The organism is Caldicoprobacter faecalis (assembly GCF_900115765.1).
Lineage (GTDB): Bacteria > Bacillota > Clostridia > Caldicoprobacterales > Caldicoprobacteraceae > Caldicoprobacter > Caldicoprobacter oshimai.
On sequence record NZ_FOXR01000003.1, the window covers coordinates 54,728 to 73,975 of the forward strand.

At 36.8% G+C, this 19,248-nt stretch carries 17 protein-coding genes; 12 read left to right on the top strand and 5 right to left on the bottom strand.

Translation table 11 applies throughout. The annotated features are described in order from the left end of the window. Positions 1-25: 25 nt before the first annotated feature. From BM241_RS01950 to BM241_RS01970, 5 genes are all read left to right on the top strand, one after another. Positions 26-484: a putative immunity protein gene (locus BM241_RS01950; RefSeq protein ID WP_035147470.1), complete on the top strand. Its 459-nt coding sequence runs from the start codon at positions 26-28 to the stop codon at positions 482-484. 39 nt (positions 485-523) lie between these two features. After that, positions 524-679 (top strand): hypothetical protein, encoded by a 156-nt coding sequence (locus BM241_RS13285; protein ID WP_449240101.1) that lies wholly within the window; start codon positions 524-526, stop codon positions 677-679. Between the two features lie 284 nt (positions 680-963). Further along, positions 964-1,149 carry a hypothetical protein gene (locus tag BM241_RS01955; protein ID WP_092281912.1) on the top strand — a complete coding sequence of 62 codons (186 nt, stop codon included), beginning with the start codon at positions 964-966 and terminating at the stop codon, positions 1,147-1,149. A 291-nt stretch (positions 1,150-1,440) separates the two neighbouring features. Continuing rightward, on the top strand, positions 1,441-1,662 hold the full coding sequence (locus BM241_RS01960) for a hypothetical protein (protein ID WP_051456423.1): 222 nt from the start codon (positions 1,441-1,443) through the stop codon (positions 1,660-1,662). 531 nt (positions 1,663-2,193) lie between these two features. Then, positions 2,194-2,571, top strand: a complete 378-nt coding sequence (locus tag BM241_RS01970) for a hypothetical protein (RefSeq protein ID WP_092281913.1) — start codon at positions 2,194-2,196, stop codon at positions 2,569-2,571. A 285-nt stretch (positions 2,572-2,856) separates the two neighbouring features. Here BM241_RS01970 and BM241_RS01975 read toward each other — a convergent pair whose 3' ends face one another. Continuing rightward, the gene (locus BM241_RS01975) at positions 2,857-3,390 is read right to left on the bottom strand and encodes a cupin domain-containing protein (protein WP_025748662.1); all 534 of its coding nucleotides are present in this window, start codon (positions 3,388-3,390) and stop codon (positions 2,857-2,859) included. Between the two features lie 527 nt (positions 3,391-3,917). Here BM241_RS01975 and BM241_RS01980 point away from each other — a divergent pair. Continuing rightward, complete coding sequence (locus tag BM241_RS01980) at positions 3,918-4,454, top strand: immunoglobulin-like domain-containing protein (RefSeq protein WP_092281914.1); 537 nt, start codon at positions 3,918-3,920, stop codon at positions 4,452-4,454. 334 nt (positions 4,455-4,788) lie between these two features. Here the strand turns inward: BM241_RS01980 and BM241_RS01985 are convergent, their stop codons facing one another. The 3 genes from BM241_RS01985 to BM241_RS01995 are packed head-to-tail and all read right to left on the bottom strand — an operon-like array spanning position 4,789 to position 6,642. Beyond that, positions 4,789-5,580 (bottom strand): hypothetical protein, encoded by a 792-nt coding sequence (locus tag BM241_RS01985; RefSeq protein WP_092281915.1) that lies wholly within the window; start codon positions 5,578-5,580, stop codon positions 4,789-4,791. Beyond that, a complete protein-coding gene (locus tag BM241_RS01990) occupies positions 5,574-6,272 on the bottom strand; it encodes an ABC transporter ATP-binding protein (RefSeq protein WP_025748660.1) in 699 nt (232 codons plus the stop codon). Before BM241_RS01990 ends, BM241_RS01985 begins: the two co-directional genes overlap by 7 nt. Beyond that, positions 6,265-6,642 (bottom strand): GntR family transcriptional regulator, encoded by a 378-nt coding sequence (locus tag BM241_RS01995; protein ID WP_092281916.1) that lies wholly within the window; start codon positions 6,640-6,642, stop codon positions 6,265-6,267. The genes BM241_RS01990 and BM241_RS01995 overlap by 8 nt, the downstream gene beginning before the upstream one ends. Positions 6,643-6,850: 208 nt before the next feature. Between BM241_RS01995 and BM241_RS02000 the strand changes: the two genes are divergently transcribed. Further along, positions 6,851-7,696, top strand: coding sequence for a metallophosphoesterase (locus BM241_RS02000; protein ID WP_092281917.1), 846 nt, complete (start codon positions 6,851-6,853; stop codon positions 7,694-7,696). 126 nt (positions 7,697-7,822) lie between these two features. Here the strand turns inward: BM241_RS02000 and BM241_RS02005 are convergent, their stop codons facing one another. Further along, a complete protein-coding gene (locus BM241_RS02005; protein ID WP_025748657.1) occupies positions 7,823-8,695 on the bottom strand; it encodes an EamA family transporter in 873 nt (290 codons plus the stop codon). A 550-nt stretch (positions 8,696-9,245) separates the two neighbouring features. On the opposite strand from BM241_RS02005, the gene BM241_RS02010 reads away from it, so the two are divergent. The 5 genes from BM241_RS02010 to BM241_RS02030 all read left to right on the top strand — a co-directional run bounded on the left by BM241_RS02010 (position 9,246) and on the right by BM241_RS02030 (position 19,227). Continuing rightward, positions 9,246-11,558: a helix-turn-helix domain-containing protein gene (locus BM241_RS02010; protein ID WP_092281918.1), complete on the top strand. Its 2,313-nt coding sequence runs from the start codon at positions 9,246-9,248 to the stop codon at positions 11,556-11,558. 208 nt (positions 11,559-11,766) lie between these two features. After that, positions 11,767-13,437 carry an extracellular solute-binding protein gene (locus BM241_RS02015; protein WP_177206064.1) on the top strand — a complete coding sequence of 557 codons (1,671 nt, stop codon included), beginning with the start codon at positions 11,767-11,769 and terminating at the stop codon, positions 13,435-13,437. A 117-nt stretch (positions 13,438-13,554) separates the two neighbouring features. Further along, positions 13,555-14,493: an ABC transporter permease gene (locus tag BM241_RS02020; RefSeq protein WP_035147509.1), complete on the top strand. Its 939-nt coding sequence runs from the start codon at positions 13,555-13,557 to the stop codon at positions 14,491-14,493. Positions 14,494-14,509: 16 nt separating this feature from the next. Next, positions 14,510-15,403 (top strand): carbohydrate ABC transporter permease, encoded by an 894-nt coding sequence (locus BM241_RS02025; RefSeq protein ID WP_035147463.1) that lies wholly within the window; start codon positions 14,510-14,512, stop codon positions 15,401-15,403. A 74-nt stretch (positions 15,404-15,477) separates the two neighbouring features. After that, the gene (locus BM241_RS02030) at positions 15,478-19,227 is read left to right on the top strand and encodes a right-handed parallel beta-helix repeat-containing protein (RefSeq protein WP_242948231.1); all 3,750 of its coding nucleotides are present in this window, start codon (positions 15,478-15,480) and stop codon (positions 19,225-19,227) included. The last annotated feature ends 21 nt before the right edge of the window (positions 19,228-19,248 follow it).

The window sequence follows — 19,248 nt, forward strand, 5'->3', positions numbered from 1 at the left end:
TCTTTCTATCTTAAGGAGGCATAACATGCCACCAAAACCCAAAATAAAGATAAAAGATAATAGCGAATTAAGAGAGCAAATATGCAAACTATATGAAAAGGCAAGCCAGATAAGTTTGGCAAAGTGGTCACTGGCAATGGCAAAACATATATTGGATATTGCTGGTATCGATTTTAATTCAATAGAGGAAATAGTAGAAGGGTTCAAAATAAATGAATTGTGGCAAGGAGGGAAAGCAAGAGTATATGATGTAAGGCAGGCTGGTTTTAAGATCCACAAGGTTGCCCGCGAATATGACTCGGAAATAAAGAGAACAGCATTAAGGGTTGCTGGTCATGCAGTGGCAAGTGGCCATATGAAAGAGCATGCAATGGTTGCTTCAGATTATGCTGTAAAAGTAATAGGCTTGATAAGTTCGAACGATATTGATGAAATAACTTTTGAACGGGAATGGCAACTTAAAGAATTGAAGAAACTCTTGTAGGGGGATTTATCTGATGAAAAAAGAATTCATAAAGAGTCGTTGAAATCAGATAGTCCTATTATTAAAGCATTGGCATTAATTGATAGAAGAGCCGGGGAAAGAATGCTAAGCACGCTTAAAGAATCGATAAAAGACGAGAATGAACTTGTAAAATACTTCTACAAATTGAGATATGATGCAGAACAAATGCGATAAACAAATTTAAAGTTGCTTAGCAGTAGAAAAATATGGGATAATATTACAGAACGAAGGGATTATTATGGAAAAAGAAACTTTAAACTTTGTTTTTCTTATTTTTATGGTGTGTTGTGGTAATTCTGTACCTAACAATCTGGAAAAATACATGGTTTGTTCTGATTTCAGGTATTACACTTCAATTTATAAAATGGTGTTTAGATTACAGACTAAATAAAAAATAAAAAGTTGTTAAATATAATGTGAATCAATGTTTTTAAGGGGGTTATATAGGAGTGAGTACCATGAAAACATTAAGAAGAAGTATAATTATAATCTGCGGGATAATGACACTCATCTCTGTGTTTGAAAACTTGCCAACTAATAGTCATGGCTTTAGTGATTTAGAAAGGGATATCGATGATAGTGCTGTTATACAGATTAGTACTGAACAAAAAGCGAAAATTGATGACAGAACTATTTTATTGTAAGAAAAATAATTATCGATAAAGATAGAAATATTTATGTCCAGTTTAGGAGTGTATCGTTTCCATCGAGATCGGGATGGACTTTTCGCTGAGGTTCATTTCGTTTATATGATGACAAGGGGGAAGAATACAAGATAGGTGGCTACTATAGCTCAGGGAAAATATGGGGAGAGGATGCAAGTGTAAAATACAAAGGACCATTGAATCAGGATGCAAAAGAACTGATTCTTGAATATGACGAGTACAATAGGTATATGAAATTTGTTATTCCGATTGGGGAAGAAGGTGGACAAGGTGAATAAAAGGCTACAGTCGATTATTGAATGGATAATAGCTGTTATATTACTGGTAACAGCAGTATATCCTTATGTATATTATGGAAGCTTTTCTGCATTAGAAGCTCACCAAAAGTCTGAGAAAAGTTATCATTATGGTCCATCAGAAATCCTGGAGGTCATTGATTTTCCAAAGGGGAAAATATTCCTATGTAAGTATGATAAATGGTTTACCGCTTGATACGATTATAAAAAGACTAATAAAGTGGTATCCAGGTAGCGGCGTAGGAGGTTATCCAATTCAAGAAAGCCAGGGGATATCCAGCACATGGTCAGGCAGCAGAATATCAGAGGATTATTTTTTATATAAAGTATACGGCTATGTAAGTAATCCTGATATTACAACGGTTACTCTGGAAGTTTAGTGGATAAAGGAAGATGGAACAGAAAATAAGATTTTGGAATATAAATTAAAAGACCATAGAGGTTTCATATTTTACTGGAATGATAATGAAACAAAATATAAGCCGAAAGTGTTAAGAGGCTTGGATGCCAACGGTAATATTCTATATGAAAAAAACTACTATTAACTAATATGGTCTATCAATGGCCACAAAGTACGATAGCCCTTGAAAAAGCTCAAGGTTGTAAAATATTTTATGTAAAGTTTTGTCTTCCGATGGTGGAATAACAGGAGGATGTTTTTTATGTGAATTTAAAAAAGTTGTGTTACTTGAAATAGAGTTGTGCTAAGAAATAGGAGGTAAATAATATGTTCAGCAAGTATAAAGCAAGTTTAATTGCTATAGTATTTTTAGTAGCTATAATAATTGTGGTATATAGTAATATTCAACCATCGGCAACAAAAGAGGATATTACTGTTGAAGCCTCTTTACAAATTAATAATATTACTAATAATACACATAAAGAGTACCTAATAGATATAATAAAAAAGAAAGACAACCATGTTATTATTTATCCCTATATAGATGGTCTTGGTATGATGACATATAGCACTAAAGAAAAAGAAGGATATTTCATACCTGGTTCAAGTGGAAGTGATCCAGTTACAGAGTCAGTTGCTATAACCGAACTGAAAAATAACAATCTTATTGAAGAAGGGGAAGATGTATCTTTGGTTGGTTTTTGATTTCCAGACGAAGCAGGAGAATATAAAGCAAGAATTTATCCACAAACAGTACTCTTTCTACCTCCACAGTGTTTTGAAGATTATCAAATAGGCTTATATAAAACTGTAGGTATCCATCTGGAGCTGAAGAATTAATAATTAAAAGGTGCCTGTAAAATTGTAGAGGGGCAAGTAATATATACTGCAATAAAATATAGGGAAAATAGTATTGGCTTAAACAAAAAAATTAACACAGGGAAATTTCCCTGCGGTAATTTAGCATAAAAATTTGACCTGGCCTTTGGTTTACTTATGATGTTGCTGAGCATCCTCTTTTGTTTCATGAACTGTACCACGAGGATGTTCGGGGGGTGCATATATAGAGTATAATTTTAGCGGTACGCGGCCCGTATTTATTAGATTATGCCATTTACCGGCGGGTATCAAGATTGCATAGTCTTCGTATACCCTTCGCCTGTAGTACAGGTTATCTTTGTCATCTCCCATCATAACAAGCCCTTGCCCCTGTTCGATGCGTATGAATTGATCAACGTCGGGATGCATTTCCAAACCTATATCTTCTCCCACATCGATGCTCATCAATGTGAGTTGCAGGTGTTCTCCTGTCCATAAGGCGATGCGGAAATTATCGTTTTGCAGTGTGGCCTGCTCTATATTGACTACAAAAGGTTCAGGCCCGTAATCCCTCAATGGAATTGCCTTTCTCCAATAGTCTGGACTATACATTGGCATGTCAACCCAGTAAGGATAATCGTATGGGGTGTATATTGGCCTGTTGGGGTAATAAGGGCGCGAATAATAGTCGCGGTCGTTGTACATGCTGTTTTCCCTCCTTTTTGTATATTTCATTATATAATATGATCTATATTCTCTAAAGGTGTTTTAGAGAAATTGGAAAAGTGCGAGGGGATAGTAATTCCCTTCAATTTATTGAGGGGAGGACATCGCACATCTATTTTTGTTGTTGTTTTATATGGACGGAAAGGATTTTTGGTGGCAAAATTTTGTTATAAAAGATATACCACGACACCAGAGAAAAAGAAAGTTAAAGATGGAATTAGTAGTAATAAATGGATAAATTGTTGTTGGGAGAAGGATTTTTAGTTTCTTTAAAGGATGCAGTTAATACTTCGTTGGATTTTAGCTATTATGGAATCTGCTAAGAAAGGTGAACCTGTGTATGTAAGATACTGATTATATATTCCTCTTAACCCTTATGTGAGTACATGTTGAGTTTTTCCTGTATCCTTTACATGAAAATGTAGAGGGGAGCTTATGAATGCCCACATATTATTGATGGAGCTTTTTTATTTTTTTGCGTCAAACTGAGTAGGAGAGGTGATTGTATGAAAAAATATCTATTTTTATTGGCATTTGTATCTGGGAGTTTGGTTCTCTTGGCGGGATGTGGCAATTTTGGTAACATCAATTCAACTGCGGAACAACAAAACAGTGTGATGGGAGCTGTTTCATGCCAGCCCGCTGAGATAACTGACTGGGAGCCTACAACTTTTCAAACCGTCAACAACATTGATGGCGTTACCAAGGCAGTAAAGGAAGGAACAGCTTCACCTACCGGTTTAACAGTAACATTTGAGAATAATTCTAGCAGTCAGTGTATCTATAGTGAATCCTTTTGGTTAGAAAAGAAAATTGATGGAAGCTGGTATCAGGTTCCTGTAGCCTTTGATGGTGACTATGGATTTGAGGATATTGGCTATATTCTAGCTGCTGGAGGCTATGGTGAATGGACAGTGGATTGGGAATGGCTTTATGGAAGCCTGGATTCGGGCGAATACCGTATTGTGAAAGATGTACTGGTTTCAACAGATTCAGGGGAATATGACACTTACTATTTAGCTGCGGAGTTTATAATTCACTAGTCAAACAGAATATGCATAATAAGTTGTAATCCTATGAACTTGATTCTATTTCAAAAAACTCCTGTTACTTAAAATAAAGTTGTGTTACAGGATAGGGTTATTAAGAGAAAAAAGGATAAAAAGAGGTAGTAAAATAAATTGTAAAAGAAGTTTTAAAAAGGCTTATAAATCAATGGTTTAGGGGATAAGTGAGATGAATACTTATCCCTTTTTACTTGCTCCTTGATCTATCCCATGCCAAAATATTTTTTATTGGCAAGGTATAATGTAAGATGGATTGAGTTTGAGGAAAAAGCAGGAGCTGAATAAAATAACTATTCAGCTCCTGCTCGTATCATTCTAAGTTTAACCTTTTTTGTAGGATGATGTTTGTCAGCGTGAAATTTACTGTTGTTAGCACTGCAGAAAGAAGGGCAAACGTCAATAAAAACATATTTATTTCTTGCGGCGTTGGTACCCTGGCAGCAATAAGGAAACTAAAAATTGTCCTGCTAAACAAAAGAATAAACAAAGCCGATACAATTTGGTAGAAGAAGTAAAGAACGCAAAACATACCGAAAGAGGCTGCAAGCTTATGCTTTTCAAACAGATGTCCCAGGGCGATGGCAGCGTAAACCATAACTATATAAAAGGCAACCATTACAATAGCATAAACCGGTGTTACGAAAAATCCAGCAGCACCAAAATAGTTTTTAAATATTTTGACCAATTCGCTCAGTTTGTCCATTAAACCCTCAATACTGGCGATGATCAAAATGGAGCCTATGGTTACCAAAAAGCTCAGAACGGTCCACATCATGGCCACAAGCAGCTTGCTTATGATGTGCTGCCAAGTTTTAACGGGTAGAGTGAACATCAAATACCCCTCATCGCCTAAGAGATTTTTGTAAAACCTTTGGATCATGATGACTACGGTCATAGCTAATGTACCTATTATTAATGCAAAATAAACTGCTATGCTAAGGATGCTAATAATTACCTGCATGTTGAGGTTGTTTGAAGATGAAATCAGGCCGAAGGGGTTTAAAAACCTGTTTATTAACGAAAACACCACTAAAGCTGCGTACAGCGGTAGAAAGAAACGTGCAGTTGCTTTAATTTCATATTTTAACAGCTTTTTTAACATTTGAATACCTCCCTGAATAAAGAATCTACTGATTTTCCGGTTTCCTCTCGGATCTCATCAACTGTTTTTGCCAAAACAATTTGCCCTCCCTTGATAAATATGACATCATCGAGGATTTTCTCAATATCTGATATAAGGTGTGTAGACAAAATGATTGTTGCGTTTTCATTATAGTTGCGGAGTATGGTGTCAAGAATATAGTCTCTAGCAGCCGGGTCTACGCCACCTATGGGCTCATCCAGCAAATAAAGCTTGGCTTCACGGCTCATGACTAAGGTAAGCTGGACTTTTTCTTTTGTCCCTTTTGACATTGATTTAAGCCTATCGTTTGGCTTGATACCTAGGCTTTTTAACATATCGTAAGCTTTTTCTGCATTAAAGTCATCATAGAAATCCTTAAAAAGTCCAATGATATCGGATACCTTCATCCAGTCACTCAAATAGTTTTTTTCTGGAAGATACGACACTATTTTTTTGGTCTCAACACCGGGTCTTTTGCCTTCAATCAGTATTTCGCCGCTTGTGGGAGTTAAAAGCTGGTTGCAAAGCTTAATAAAAGTGGTTTTCCCACTGCCATTTGGCCCTAACAGCCCGACAATCCTCCCACGGGGAATGCTGAGGGTGACATTATCCAGGGCTTTTTTTGTGCCAAAGATTTTGGTTAAGTTTCTGCACTCCAAAATATTATTCATGTTTCATCTCCTCCGTTTTTATCATTGCTGATATAATGGATATAATCTCATTGTAGTCAAAGCCTAGTTCTGTCATTTTTTTAAGAAAATCCTGTACATGCTTCTCGGCCAGTCTCTTTCTTACCTGTTTAATCATATCTGTATCCTCCGTTACAAATCTCCCGCTTGTGCGGTTGGTGTACAGTAATCCGTCTTCCTCAAGCTTTGCAAGGGCCCTTTGCATGGTATTTGGGTTTACAGAGGCTTCTTGTGCAAGGTCACGTACTGAAGGCAATCTTGAACCTGGTGGATATACACCCGAACAAATCTTCAGCTGTATTTGCTCTATTAACTGAGTAATTGGGCGATCTGGTTTTATGTCCCAGGGCATTTAATCACCTCTTTGTATTATTGTATTAAGATCTTAATACAATAATACATGTATGATGCTAGATTGTCAATAAGATTTGAATGAATTTAGAAAATATTTTTGTCAGCTACCAAAACGGCTGCTCTCAGTAAATGACAGTTAAATAAAGAGGAAAAAGGTGTGTTCGTAAAGAATATTAGAAATAAAAGTTTTGGATAGGACGGGTTTTATGAACAAAGGAAAAAGCCTGAAATTAATTATTGTATTTATCCTTATATGGATGTTTTTGTATTATGAAAACAACTTCATTATTATTACAGATATCACTATTAAATCGCATAAGCTGCCTGATGCCTTTGACGGGTATAAGATAGTTCATTTATCAGACTTACATGGTAAGAAATTTGGCAAAGGACAAAAGAATCTTGTTAAGAAAATCAAAGATGCACAGCCTGACCTGATAGTGTGTACAGGGGATATGGTTGACAGCAGGCATTATGATGCAGAACCTGTTTTGGAGCTGGTGGGGCAAATCTCCAGAATCGCTCCAGTCTATTTTGTTACTGGAAATCATGAATGGTGGTCGGGGAAGTTTGATGTTCTGGGAAAACTGCTAGAGGCAAATGGCATTCGTGTTTTACGGAATGCCTATGACAGGCTCAGTAAAGGGAAAGACGGGATTTACATTGTGGGAATAGATGACCCTGCAGCAGATCAAGCCGGGCAAGAAGAAGCAAATATAATTGAAAATGAAATCAAACAAGTGCTGAATGGGATAGGGGAAACCGGTACGTTTAGCATTTTACTAGCTCACAGGCCCGAAATGTTTCCTTTGTACAGTGAGCATGGCTTTGATTTGATCTTGTGTGGCCATGCACACGGTGGGCAGGTGAGACTACCCTTTGTAGGAGGGTTGGTTGCTCCGAATCAAGGATTTTTCCCGAAATATACATCAGGGGTATATAAAAGCCGAAATTCGCTTATGGTTGTAAGCAGGGGGTTGGGGAACAGTGTTATTCCTCAAAGGCTTTTTAATCATCCGGAAATTGTTGTCTTGACACTGGTGAAGGATTAAAATATAAAGTCAGAGAAATACTGGAGGCATCAAAGGAGGTATTTGGTCGTTGATTTAACAGGCGATAATCCTTTGTAAATGAAATCATAAATACAGACAAGGAGATAAGAACAAATTGATATATTTTTATGGTAACAAAAGCGCCATAGTGCCAGCCACGATGAGTATCAACCCCAGTAAAGATTTTGTTGTTAGCTTCTCCTTTAAAAAGAAATAAGAAAAAGTTACTGTAATTACAATGCTGAGCTTGTCAATCGGTACTACAATGCTGGCTTCACCGTCCTGCAAGGCCTTATAATAGCATAGCCAGGAAAGCCCGGTGGTTATACCCGACAGGCAGAGAAATAGCCAGCTCTTTTTGTCGATTTCCTTAATCTCATTTTGCTTTCCTAATATGAAGACCATGAGCCATGCCATGATTAAAACTACCGCAGTGCGGATGGCTGTTCCTAGGTTGGACTCGATGCCAACGATGCCGATCTTGCTTAGGATTGCCGTTAAGCTGGCAAAGACTGCTGATAAGATGGCGTACACAAGCCACGCGTTACCCTCCGCTTTTGTGGATGGTTGCTGCTGCGTTTTTTTCTTGATGATCATCAGATAGGTGCCTACTCCAATTGCTACCATGCCAATCAGTTTGGGGAGGGTAATGGGCTCTCCAAGTATGATGAACGCCAAAATCATGGTAAGCACGGTGCTGGATTTATCTATGGGCGTCACTTTGTTGACATCGCCCAGCTGCAGCGCTTTGAAATAGCAAAGCCACGAAGCGCCCGTTGCCAAACCTGATAAAATTAAAAATATGTATGCTTTGGAATCAATTGACGGGATGGTATTCCACGATCCCACAATAAATACCATGAGCCATGAGAATATAAGTATGATGATGGTCCTTATGGCCGTGGCTAGCATCGAGTCAACTTTTTTAATCCCCATTTTTGCAAGAATTGCAGTTGCTCCTGCGAATAATGCTGAACTAAATGCAAAGACTATCCACATCATCTCCAACATCCTTTCTTTTTAAATTAAGCGTTTTTTACTTGGACTTCTTGTACATTCAATATTTCCAGGAATATCCTTATAATATTTGGGGTAAACCGAGTACCTGCGTCCGTTTTTATTCTTCAATTGCTGCTTCTTTGTTCACGGCTTTGCGATAAACCCCGTTTTCTGTTATGGCATTACAAGCTCAGCCACTGCCAATATACGTGGAAGAGGAGGAATTTGTCGCATCTTCATCGATTAGTTCGTCCGGTTTGTTCAATATTTTATCGCTTATTCCTATTTTGTCAATGTCATGGAGTATTGCTAGCGCTTCTAATTCATCGAGTTCTTTTTAATTAAGAAGGATTTAACCGTTCGCCGGTTTCCTTAGTTTTATTCTAACCATATAGAAGGAGGGAGGTCAACTTGTTGATTTTGTAATAGTAAAGTTTTTGATTTCAATCAGGAGGAATAATGATTAAAAGATAGAATATATGTATAAGGTTTAAAGACATTATAATTAAGTATTTTTCATTTCTGTTATATTGTAAAAGGAGGGTCTGTTTTGGTTAAACGTACAAGGACCTTCTATAAAATATTCATATCATATTTGATAATATTTATATTGCCAATGATAATTCTGGGTACGGTAAACTATTTTCAAACTCTGCAGATTGTAGAGGATAAAATCAAAAAAGATAATATGGTTTCCCTTCGACAATCGTCGTATATGGTTGATTCGTTTCTTGAAAGATTATATAGATTATCTAGCGAACTTTCTCTTAACCAAAGGATTTTTGACTTTTTGTACACCAGATATACCAGTGTACCACACCTGAATTTATTGGCTAGAGAAATAATGATGGATCTAAGAGAATATACTGTGTTGAACGATTTTATTGGCGATATATTTATATATTCAAAAGCTAATAATGCTATTATTTCACCTACGGGTCTTTATACGCCTGATATATTTTACAGCAATATATATACAAATGAGTTTGATGAGTACGAATACAAAAAATGGCTAAGTTCATTGGAACATTCTAATTTTAGACAATTTATGCCTTTAACGGTAAAATCTAAATATTTTGGCAATGCAGAAAAAATATTATTTCAAGATTCATTGCCGAATTTTAGCGATAATTTAGGCTGTATTATGGTTTTTATAAATAGAGCAGAATTTATAGATGCATTTTTGGATACGATAAAAGAATATAATGGTAGCTTTTATATTCTGGACAAAGATTTTAATATTATTGTTTTCGAGGGTTCTACGGACTATGATTACTTATTTTCATCAAAAAATTTGGGATTACCTGCCATTACAATGAAGCTTGCCTCAGGAAAGCGCGTAATTATGACTCATGTATCTTCAACATATAATAATTGGAAATTTGTCAGCGTTATACCTTATGAAGCGTATTCTAAAGAAATCGATAGGCTGAAAATATCGACTGCAGTTATTATCACCGCGTGTGTTTTTATGGGTTTTTGGATATCATTAGCGATTGCTAATAAAAGCTATAAGCCTATAAATAACATCATAAGTTTTATTAAATCCAGCTATGGCTATCAAGCTGATAACCGGGATGATTTTGAAGTTATCTCAAATATATTGGAATCTTCATATAGAGAATTAACGCTGAATAGAGAACTTTTAAAGAGCCATATCCCTATGATAAAACAGAATTATCTCGTTAAGATTTTAAAGGAAAGCCACAAAATTAGGGAGATGGATAGTGGTTCTAACTCTTTTAATAGATTGTTAAATATAAACTTCGATTTCGTTATGTCAGCTGTGATGGTATTCGGAATTAAAAAAGCTGAGGAGAACGATAATGCGGATCATGCTGAAAAAGAGTTATTTAAGCTTGCTTTGCGTACAACCATTGAAGAAATGTCTGATAAACATAATGAAGTATTATACACTACTGAGTTGGAAGACGATAAGATTGCCTGTATTTACGGAGCATATAACTCAAATATCGACAACAGTGAAATAGAAACAAATGTATTGGAATTGATAACAGAAATAAAAAAACAAGTCCAGAATAGATTCGACTTTGTACTGCATGTAGGTATAGGTAATGTATATAGTGGAAGTACAAAGTTGTCACAGTCCTATGAAGAAGCAGAACAGGCCCTTAGTTACGCTTTATTAATGAATCAAAGTGTTGTATTTTATAAGAGCATATCGAAGAAAGATGATAACCTTTTCACTTTTCCTATACAGAAGGAACTGCAGCTGATAAATTATATAAAAAATGGGGAGCAAGAAAAAGCACTTGGGCTTGTGCAAAACTTGTATGATGAAAATTTTAGCAATAAGCAGCTTACATACGATATGATGAAATTTTTTATATATAATTTATATTGTTCATTGATTAAGGCTATGGGTGAAGCAAGAATAGAAGATACCAAACTTCTATTTGACAGTTTAAGGGAGTTAAACAATCAAAATATAAATTCGAAAGGTTTATCTTTCTTTTTGTTGGATATAAAAAAGCTGGTCATTTACGCTTGTAAAGCGGTTAATTATAGAAAAAAGAATACTTCACTTGAACTAAAAAATAAGATTATAGAATACATAGAAAAGAACTTTTTGGATAATCAATTGAGCTTGGAAAAAATAGCTGAGGAGTTTAATGTTACTCCTCAATACCTAAGTAGATTTTTTAAAGAACATTTTAATGTGAATTATGTGGATTATATAAACTATAAAAGAATAGAAAAAGCAAAGGAATATTTGTTGAAGGACGAAAAGGTGAAAGAAGCAGCACTAAAGTCAGGATTTGGAAGTGTAGGAACTTTTATTAATGTTTTTAAGAAATACACGGGTTTTACTCCCGGAGAATACAAAAAAATGAATGAGTAGTTTAAATTTTTGTAATGTTTAAAAATTAATAACAGCCACAGTTTAAAAAAATGAAATAAAGTAAAATCTAATAATTTACCTGCCTTTCGTTTCTTAATACAATTGGTAATGCAAAGCTTTGCAAAGCTAAATCCACATGTGGCGCCAACATGCACATCACGTTTTAACTTTCCAAACTAAACCTTTAACGAAAAGGGGGATAAGGTATATGTCTAAGATGAGAATTTTATCAGTAATTTTGGTTCTGGTATTGTGCTTCGTACTGTTTGCAGGTTGCGGCTCAAGAGAAGCTGACACTGGTTCTGACACTACTACTGAGCCGAAAGATTCAACTTCTACTGATACTGAACAAAGTAAAGACCAACAATCTCAACAAGAAGATTCGGAGGATTCAGGAGATGCAGAATCTGTTTATCCGATTAAGGGAGATTATAAGTTGACCTATTGGGTTGAATTGGCAGCAAATGTTACGGCTTATTGTACTAATTATAGTGAACTTCCATGGAGACAGGAATTAGAAAAAAGGACAGGAGTGAAAGTGGAATATATACATCCTCCTGTGGGGCAGGCAGAGGAAAGCCTTAATGTTTTACTTGCTTCGGGCGAGTATCCTGATATTATGGTATATCAATGGCCCAGCTATCCCGGTGGAGTGATGAAGCTCTACAATGATGGTGTAATTATAGAACTTACAGATCTCATGAAAAAGTATGCGCCCAATCTTATGGCTTATTATGAAGCTAATCCAGAGGTTGCACGACAGGTAAAAAGCGATGACGGTAAATTCTATCTGGTTCCTTTTATTAGAGGCCATAAAGAGTTAAGACATACGAGTGGCCCTGTGTTGAGAGCTGATTGGCTCAAAGCCAATGGACATGATGTTCCCATAACCATAGCTGATTGGGAGAAGGTGTTGACAGCGTTTAAAGAGAATCAAGGCTGTGAAGCTCCATTTACTGGGAATTTAGATCAAATACGAATGACTTTTGTAAATGCCTTTGGCATTGACAGAACATTTTATCCAGACAATAAAGTTGTCAAATTTGGTCCTGTCGAAGATGGTTACAAGGAATTCTTAATAACCATGGCAGACTGGTACAAGAAGGGGCTTATTGATCAGAACTTTTCTACAGTTGATAGGACCATTCAGGATTCCAAGATGACTACTGGAAGAGCAGGAGCTACTAGGGCTGCAGGCGGAGGACAGATGGGACCTTACATTAATACCGCAAGGAAAGAAAATCCAGAATACGATTTAGTTGCTGCACCTTATCCAGTTAAAAATCCAGGTGAAAAGCCTAAATATATGAATTCGTTTGAATTTACGTCCAATGGTCACGCAGTAATTACAACTTCGTGTAAGCATCCCGATATAGCTATGAGATTTCTTGATTATGCATACAGTGAAGAAGGTCATATACTATACAATTACGGTATTGAAGGTGTATCCTTTGAATATGTAAATGGTGTTCCAACATATACTGATCTCATTATGAATAATCCAGAGGGCTTGACCATAGCTCAAGCGATGTCAAAATACTGTTTGGCACCCATTAATGGGCCTTTTATACAAGATGTAAATTATATAAGGCAGTATTATACAATGCCACAGCAAAAAGACGCTCTGGTGAAGTGGTCTGATGTTGATGAGAATACTTCGGTAATGCCACCTATTACGTTTACACCGGAGGAAAGTGCTGAGGTGGCTAAGATTATGAATGAGATCAATACCTATGTAGATGAAATGACCATGAAGATTATTATGGGGACAGAGCCAGTCTCCAAAGTAGATGAGTTTCAGAAGACAATAAAGGATATGGGGATTGACAAGGCTATTGAGATTTATCAGAGGGCTCTAGATAGGTATTATGCAAGATAAAGTCTGGGTTTAAATCTGATTTATTCTCCACAGGATGACCTTTAAGGTCATCCTGTGGAGAATAATTTTAAAAATTTGCGGAGGGGTTATATGTACAAACTCAGTAATGAAATAAGCATGAATTTGGGGGATACCAGTAAAAAGTTGTCTTTGCCTGATAAAGTCAAAAAGGATGTCATGAGAAATAAAGAGCTATATTTATTGGCCATTCCCATAATTTTATATTATTTATTATTCCATTATTGGCCTATGTATGGAGCGATTATAGCATTTAAAAACTTTTCACCAGCAAGAGGTATTTTGAAAAGCCCGTGGGTGGGATTTGAACATTTTGAAAATTTTTTTAGTGGAGTATATTTTGGTAGAACACTTAGGAATACTTTGACTATTAGTATAACCCAACTAATAGTGGGTTTTCCGGCTCCTATTATACTTGCTCTGTTGATCAATGAGTTGAAAAATAAAGCATTTGCAAGGACTGTTCAAACAATTACTTATATGCCGCATTTTATTTCTCTAGTAGTAATATGTGGTATGATCAAGCAGTTTACCAGCGATACAGGTTTTATTACACAGTTGCTTTCATATGTAGGTTTTAGAAAACAAACTATGCTTAATAATCCGCGGTTGTTTGTACCTATATATGTAATTTCTGATATATGGCAACACGTTGGGTGGGGAAGTATAATTTATCTTGCTGCATTAACAGGAATAGACCAAGAGTTATATGATGCAGCAAAAATTGATGGTGCTGGGAGATGGAAGCAAACGTTATACGTAACTATTCCTGGACTTTTACCAACAATAACTATATTGTTTATATTAAGAACAGGCAATATTCTTAGCGTGGGAGCTGAAAAGATAATTCTTCTGTATAATCCTTCTATTTATGACACTTCCGATGTTATTTCTTCATACGTATATAGGCAGGGGCTTCTTCACTCTGATTGGAGCTACAGTGCAGCCGTAGGATTGTTTAATTCTGTTGTAAATTTTTCATTAGTAGTATTTACTAACTGGCTAAGTAGAAAAACCACTGATACAAGTTTATGGTAATTGGAGGGCTATGTAGATGGCGAATAATAAGATTAAGCCAAGTGTGGGGGAACGAATTTTTGACACTGTAAATGTTATTTTTATGATAATTATGATTATTATAACACTGTATCCTATGTTGTATGTGGTTTTTGCTTCCTTTAGCAATCCAGGGAAATTTATGATGCATTATGGACCATTGTGGCATCCTCTTGATTTTACATTGGTTTCTTATGAGGCCGTATTTAAAAACCCCAATATCTGGAATGGATATCGGAATACGCTTTTTGTAGTTGTAGTAGGAACAACTATTAATATGCTTTTAACGATTATAGGAGGATATATCCTGTCGCGAAAAAACTGGTTATTTAAAAGGCCGCTATCTTTAGGAATTGTATTTACCATGTATTTTAGTGGGGGCCTTATTCCATTTTATTTTACCGTTAGGGCTCTTAAATTGGATAATACTTTATGGGCTTTAATCATACCTACTGCAATAAATACTTACAATATGATAATAATGCGGACAGCATTTGCAGCTGTTCCGGATAGTTTGGAAGAGTCTGCAAAATTGGACGGTGCAAGTCACTTCACTATACTTTTTAAAATAATGGTGCCTTTAGTTGTACCCACTATTGCTGTTTTAATACTTTATTATGCGGTTGGCCATTGGAATTCCTGGTTTAATGCCATGATTTTCTTAACAAGGTCTAGATCAAAGTATCCATTACAACTTATACTGCGCGAAATATTAATTCAGGGTTCTTTAACCGAGATGACCCTTGGGGCAGGTATGGATGATAAAGAGATGATAAGCGAAACCATTAAATATGCGGTTATAGTGGTATCCACTGTACCTATTCTTTGCTTGTATCCGTTTTTACAAAAATATTTTATAAAAGGAATCATGATAGGGGCTATAAAAGGGTAGGGGTAATTAATAATATTGAATTAAAAAGTCTTGCATATAGGCATATTTAAATAAGGGGAATAAGGGTGGGGGAGATGAATAGAGGGTTTAAAGCCATCATTGTGTGGCTGCTGACGTTATTATTAGCGATTCCTTCCTTTCCCATTACAATAATTGCCGAGACTTCTCAAGAAATAAATATTAAAGTATTAAACATCAGTGAGTTAGAGAACCAAACTCTCACCGCTACTCAGCAATTTGGTGATTTTACAGTAACAGCTACTTCTGATAAAACGGTTGTAATTGAAACCCATAACAAAACAGCTGATGACGGTGAAAGCTTTACAAAAAGGTTAAAGCTTGGCGGAAGTGGAACTGCCGAATATCGCTCCATTCATTTCAGTACTTCTGGGGAAGCAGTTGTGACTGTATATGCCATGAGTGCTAGCAGCAGTGCCGATAGGAAACTCAACCTGTATAAGCTTGATGGTACGTTGGTGGCCAGTGTGAATGCATTAGGTTCGGCACTTATAAAGAACACCATAGAAATAACGGAAGCGGGGGGTTACTATTTTGCTTCGCCGGATTCGGGTGTAAATGTGTATTATATCAGCGTGCAGGAAGGCTCTTCTCAGTCGGTTCAAAGGCCTGATTGGGATGAGGTTGAACCCCCAACCATAATTTCAGTTGAGTTAGATGAAAACGATAAAAGCAAGATTATTATTACGTTTGAACTTGTTACAGGAGACGAAGGTGCCGACAAAGCATACGTATACATAAAAGACAGTGATGGAAATGAAGTTGATTCTATTTTGGTTGGTAGAAGCAGTGATACAATTAGAACGGTTACTTTCGTACCTGAAAGCAGCGGCAAATACAGTTTTCAGATAGTTGCAATGAGAGATGATGAGGAAACGATAAAGGAATCGAATATAGTCAGCTTTAATTTCTTACTTCCACTTACACCGCCATACGTAAGTGCATATACTGCTAAAGACAATTCACTGCTTGTAGAGTGGGAGCCGGTAAAAGAAGCAGAAAGATATATAGTAGAATACAAAAAGGCCGGTGAGGCTGAATTTAAGCTAGCTTCTGACAACGTAACCGAGCTTTCTTATACAATATCTAACCTGGAAGTTGGTCAGGAATATGTCATTAGAGTTACAGCTGTGAGGGGAGAAGATTCGGCGTCAAGTGAAATCAGTAAGGTTGTGGCCGAACATCCTGAACGTAAGTGGAAGTTTGCACGGTTTGGGCAGTCAACCAGCGATATAGCAAATAGATGCGAAGTACTCGAAGGTGGAAAAGTTATTAAGCTGTACTCTGCTACCTATAAGGAAGATGGAACCATTGATAAGAAAGGTGGAAAATTCACGTCTTTCTTTGATGGGATTTCGTATTACTATACCGAAGTAGATCCATATAAAGAAAATTTTGTATTTACTGCTACTTTCCATGTTGACTATTTAAATCCCAATGTAGATGGCCAGGAAGGATTTGGAATTATTATTAGAGACAGTATAGGCGAGCATGGAAGTACTGAATTGTTTATGACAAATTCTGCTGCTATTTTGGCAACAAAACTTGAAAAGGTTTTTCCAGATGGTACCAAAGTTACTTTAAAAGATGGACTGGGTACTCGTTTTACTTATGGTTTAACTCAAGAGCATATTGAAAAAAATACTACTGAAGGAGCGACTGTAGAATATAATGCATTTAGCTGGGATCCCAATAACGTTATTAAACAGGGAGAAAGTTATACGCTGACTTTGAAAAAGACCAATACGGGCTATCATGCTATACTAAATAATGACCCCAGCACCGAGATAATCATGTATGATAATTATTGGAAGAAGTTAACTGTATTGGACCCAGAGAAGATTTATGTAGGGCTGGCAGTGGCTAGAGGATGTAATGTAACTGTTACCGATATATCCTTCATTACATCAGATCCTGCAACTGATCCGCCTCCTGAGCCTGAACCTCGGCCTGTAATTGAACCCTCCTATCGTGTTGTGTCACCAACTAAAACAGGCAATGAGGACTATAAGTTTGTGTTCCTATCAAATGCGGACGGTAACCTTACAGTTAAAGACAGCAAAGGCAATATTTTGATTGATAATGCCGAAGTAAAAGCTTCTGTGGATTTCACGAAGATGTTTAAGCTTAAAAAAGGTATTAATGAGTATACCGTTATATTTACGCCTAAAGAGGGTTATATTACCGAAAAAGGTGAAATTCTCTCATCTTATGAAACAGTAGAACAAAAGTTTACTGTAATTCATAAGACTTATGAAACCCAAAACAATACTATATTTGTAACTCCGGATGGAAGCCCTGACGGCGATGGAACTATTGAGGCCCCGCTGGATATCTATACTGCTGTAAGTTATGTAAGGCCAGGACAGACTATTATACTTGATGGCGGAGTTTATAAAATGACGTCCGGGCTAAAAATTCCGAGAGGAATTGATGGTACGGAAGAGAACAGAATTGTTATGACTTCAATGAAGGGTGAAAGAGCCATACTTGATTTTGCTGGAGCAGGCGGAGGCTTTGAACTTTGGGGGAGCTACTGGCATATTTATGGGATTGACATATGCAATACAGATGGAAATATAAAGGGTATGCAGATAGCCGGGCACCATAATATCATTGAATCGGTGAATGCGTATAACAACGGCGATACAGGAATTCAGATTAGCGGTACGTCAACAGAACCTTTTGAAAAATGGCCTTCCCATAACTTAATACTGAACTGTACTTCTTACAACAATTGTGATCCAGGGCATAATAACGCTGATGGTTTTGCTGCTAAATTAACTGTTGGAGAGGGCAACGTATTTAGAGGTTGTATTGCTTATAACAATCTGGATGATGGTTGGGACTTGTATGCCAAAGTGGATACTGGTCCAATTGGAGCAGTTGTTATTGAGAATTGCGTGGCCTACAGGAACGGAACCGTACTTGATGGTAGTGCATCCGGTGAAGGAAATGGATTTAAGCTTGGTGGAGAAGGTATTCCTGTAAGGCATGTAATTAGAAATTCTATCGCTTTTGCCAATGATGGTAATGGTATAACAAGTAATAGCAATCCGGCAATTATAGTTGAAAATACTACTTCAGCTTTTAACGGAGGAAGCAACTATGCTTTATACGGAAAAGGCGATATTGAACGCTCTTTTGAGGCAAGAAATAACATTTCCTATAAGGGCGGCAAACCGGATAATATTGAATTGGCAAGTTTAAGGCAGGACCCCAGCAATTACTTTGATGGTAAAAATATTAACGGTGAGACTGCTACTGAAGACTGGTTTGTAAGTACGGATATCAATATTGTTCCTGAGAGAGATGCTTCAGGAACTATTGATATGAAAGGACTGTTTGAATTAACTGGCGCCGCGCCGCAAGGTGTAGGAGCTGTTATTGGTCCCACTCCCGGTTCTGAAATAGATGAGGAACCAGTTAGTGGTATTACTGATGAGGAAAGTAGTTCAGATGATGAAAGTGTGCCGGACGACGAGGGTACTTCGTATGACGAAGGACCTGTGGAGGATGAAGAGAGCTCAAACGATGAGGAGACTTCGGACGACGGAGAGGTATCGGATGATGAAGAGACGTCGGGGGATAGAAATGGTGTAGAATCGGATAGCGAGGATGATTCGAAGGATCCAGAACAAACTGATGATGAACAATCTGCAAAGGACGAATTAGTAAAAACTGGTTCGTGGATAGATATAAAAGCGTTGTTTATCATAGGGATTATGTTATTAACAATAGGGGTGGGATTAATGTGTTTAGAAAAAAGAAAAATAAATGAAAATATGTTTAGAAAAGCGGGCTAAACAACCACCTATATTTTCAGC

Coding starts and splice junctions, on each gene's coding strand:
- BM241_RS01950 (WP_035147470.1), top strand. CDS start 26: ATGCCACCAAAACCCAAAATAAAGATAAAAGATAATAGCGAATTAAGA.
- BM241_RS01955 (WP_092281912.1), top strand. CDS start 964: ATGAAAACATTAAGAAGAAGTATAATTATAATCTGCGGGATAATGACA.
- BM241_RS01970 (WP_092281913.1), top strand. CDS start 2,194: ATGTTCAGCAAGTATAAAGCAAGTTTAATTGCTATAGTATTTTTAGTA.
- BM241_RS01975 (WP_025748662.1), bottom strand. CDS start 3,390: ATGTACAACGACCGCGACTATTATTCGCGCCCTTATTACCCCAACAGG.
- BM241_RS01980 (WP_092281914.1), top strand. CDS start 3,918: ATGAAAAAATATCTATTTTTATTGGCATTTGTATCTGGGAGTTTGGTT.
- BM241_RS01985 (WP_092281915.1), bottom strand. CDS start 5,580: ATGTTAAAAAAGCTGTTAAAATATGAAATTAAAGCAACTGCACGTTTC.
- BM241_RS01990 (WP_025748660.1), bottom strand. CDS start 6,272: ATGAATAATATTTTGGAGTGCAGAAACTTAACCAAAATCTTTGGCACA.
- BM241_RS01995 (WP_092281916.1), bottom strand. CDS start 6,642: ATGCCCTGGGACATAAAACCAGATCGCCCAATTACTCAGTTAATAGAG.
- BM241_RS02000 (WP_092281917.1), top strand. CDS start 6,851: ATGAACAAAGGAAAAAGCCTGAAATTAATTATTGTATTTATCCTTATA.
- BM241_RS02005 (WP_025748657.1), bottom strand. CDS start 8,695: ATGTGGATAGTCTTTGCATTTAGTTCAGCATTATTCGCAGGAGCAACT.
- BM241_RS02015 (WP_177206064.1), top strand. CDS start 11,767: ATGTCTAAGATGAGAATTTTATCAGTAATTTTGGTTCTGGTATTGTGC.
- BM241_RS02020 (WP_035147509.1), top strand. CDS start 13,555: ATGAATTTGGGGGATACCAGTAAAAAGTTGTCTTTGCCTGATAAAGTC.
- BM241_RS02025 (WP_035147463.1), top strand. CDS start 14,510: ATGGCGAATAATAAGATTAAGCCAAGTGTGGGGGAACGAATTTTTGAC.
- BM241_RS02030 (WP_242948231.1), top strand. CDS start 15,478: ATGAATAGAGGGTTTAAAGCCATCATTGTGTGGCTGCTGACGTTATTA.